The sequence below is a fragment of the Terrabacter sp. AAH1 genome (genome assembly GCF_054456855.1).
Genome location: NZ_JBTJJV010000001.1, coordinates 858,853 through 861,291, shown reverse-complemented (window position 1 = coordinate 861,291; position 2,439 = coordinate 858,853). Strand labels below are relative to the sequence as shown.

Annotated in this window: 2 protein-coding genes; both read left to right on the top strand. The window is 67.8% G+C overall.

Features of this window, described 5'->3' with window-relative positions; translation table 11 throughout:
• Nucleotides 1-223 precede the first annotated feature (223 nt).
• Entirely contained in the window at nucleotides 224-2,026 is a 1,803-nt protein-coding gene (locus ACXR8F_RS04025) for a hypothetical protein (RefSeq protein WP_458798815.1), read from the top strand.
• Nucleotides 2,027-2,236: 210 nt separating this feature from the next.
• A partial coding sequence (locus tag ACXR8F_RS04020; protein ID WP_458798814.1) for a hypothetical protein occupies nucleotides 2,237-2,439 on the top strand: 203 nt, incomplete at its 3' end.

Genomic DNA, 2,439 nt, shown 5'->3' with positions numbered 1-2,439 from the left:
CTCAGCCCAGTCCTCCACAGACAACACCCGCTTCCTCCCGCCCTCGCAGTTGAGGACAGGATCCGGCAGGGGGTCAGTTTTCACCTGCCGTCAGGGGGTCAGTTTTCAGGTGCCGTCGACAGGGAACGGCCACGCCACCCACCGCAGTCGATGAGCCCCACCGGGGCTCGATGACCGCGACGACCCATGCCGCCATGCCGGCATTTCCCTGAGGAGCTCTTTCATGCCCTACGCCGTCGAGACCGAAGGCTACGACCGTTCCGGAACGAACCGCATCGGCGAGCGCGAGCAGATGCTGGACCTGTTCCGGTTCGCGCCGCTCTACCAGCTCGGAGAGACCATCGAGGCGGTGCTCGAGCAGTCCCGCAAAGCCGGCTCCGGCCGGGGCCGGGGCCGCCGCTCGAGCTTCCCCGCCACCCTGCAGTTCGGTCTGCTCGTCTCCGCCCGCGCCTACACCTCCGTGCCGAGAGTCGTGCGGGCCTTGGCCGACGACGGCACGTGGCGACAGATCCGCGAGCGGTACTTCTCCGCGACGGGCCAGCAACTGCCGCTGCGCCCGCCGAACCGGGACCAGCTCGACCATTTCAAGGAGCGCATCTCCACCCGCGCTGTGCTGGTCGAGCTGCAGGACATGTTCCGCCGGTGTGCCCTCGCCCAGGCCCGCGACCACGGGAACCTGAAACCCGGCCGGCCCCGCGACCACACCCGACCGTCTGATGCGAACTCGATCTACGGCGACGGGACGGACATCGCCTCCTACAGCAAGGTGCTGACGGTCATCGACCCGTTCGACCCCACGCAGCAGCGCGTCCTCGGCTCCCGCGCCAAGGACCCGGGCCGGGCCAAGGTCCAGCGGATCCACTCCGACATGACCGAGGACGGCAAGAACATGCGCGGCGTCAACATGGTCAGCGCGCACACCTGGACGCCGTGGGGCCGAGTCGTTCTCGGCACCGCGACCGCGCTGCGCGCCGAACAGTGGGCCGCCCTCGACCTCATCGACGCCGTCGCAACCCGCGCCGGCGAGGGCCTGCACACCGTGATCTGGGACCGGGCCATCACCGGCTGGAGCATCGACTACCTGATGGCCTCCTACGGCGTCCAGGTGCTCGGGAAGTCCGTCGGTAAGAGCGCCGCCCCCGGCGAGGACCACTTTGACCCCGCCAACGACATCGAGACCGCCGGGAACGCGGTAACCAGCTACGTGCTGATGTCGCAGAAGGAGCGCGAACGCAAGGAGAAGGCCCTCGCCCGCGAGCAGTCACGCCAGCAGGCGCGCTCCAAGACGACCGACCCGGACGGCACGAGCAGGTTCACACTCAGCGAGTCCTACCTCGCGCACCGTGCCCACCGGGTCGCCGCCGACCTCGACGTGCCAGCCACCCCACTGGTCATCCGGACCCTGCGCCAGGACCAGCTCGCCCACATGTACATCGGCAAGCGGCCCACCCCCGTCGGCACCAACATCTACGAGACCAGCAACGGCTTCGAACCCGTCCACGGCAAGACCTACTACCTCGACCCCGTCGCGCACGAGACCCCACACGGCTCGTGCGAGCACGAGCTCGTCGTCGACGACGGCAGCCTCTACCTCGTCGGCTACGACCCCATCGAGGAACACCCCGTCAAGGCGGCCCACCTGCCGTGCGAGTCGAGCACCGCATCCAAGGGGCTGGACGGCCGCTGGTCGCGCCGCAACGAGTACACCGTCCCCTGCGAGCGCGGCGCGTTCACCTACACCCACGTCTGGGCCCCGAAAGCCGACTGCGGCGCCCCGGACCAGCCCAAGCCCACCCGCGTGGACCCCGCCGGGAGCGAGCTGCGACCCCTCAGCCGCGCCGACGAGACTTTCAAGGACGTGTTCTCCCGCCGCAACGACGCCGAGTCCTACAACGCCTGGTACAAGCGCACCCTGCCGATCCACGGCCGAGCCGCGTCCCTCACCCTCGAAGGCCAAGAGCTCGACTTCCTCACCGCCGCAGTCCTCAACAACTCCATCACCATGTCCCGCCGGGACCGCGCCTGAGCCGCTTCCCCGCCGTCGCCGATTCCCTCACTTCCATGCAAACCAGCCTCGAAGGAATAGGTTGTTGGGCATTCTTGCCAAGACCGGCAGGTCGCCGATCGCACAAGGTAGTCTGCGCGGGCGGGGGCTGCCGCTTCGACCGAGACGTTGTCACACCGAGGCAAGGCAAGAGCGCCGTAACAATGACGGCTAGAACAACAGGGGAAGCTCGTGCGGCGCATTTCGTCCGTCTTCGCATTGCTTGCAGCGCTCATATTCATCGGTCCACCGTCTGCTTCTGGTCTCGACATCTCGATCCCGGTGTTGTCTCAGCTGTCGGTGAGCTCTACGGGTGTGCGGCCGGGTGACCGGGTCTCGTTTGCGTATGAGGCGTCAGACGAGCAGGGCTCTCTGGGGCAGATCGATCTGCGGTA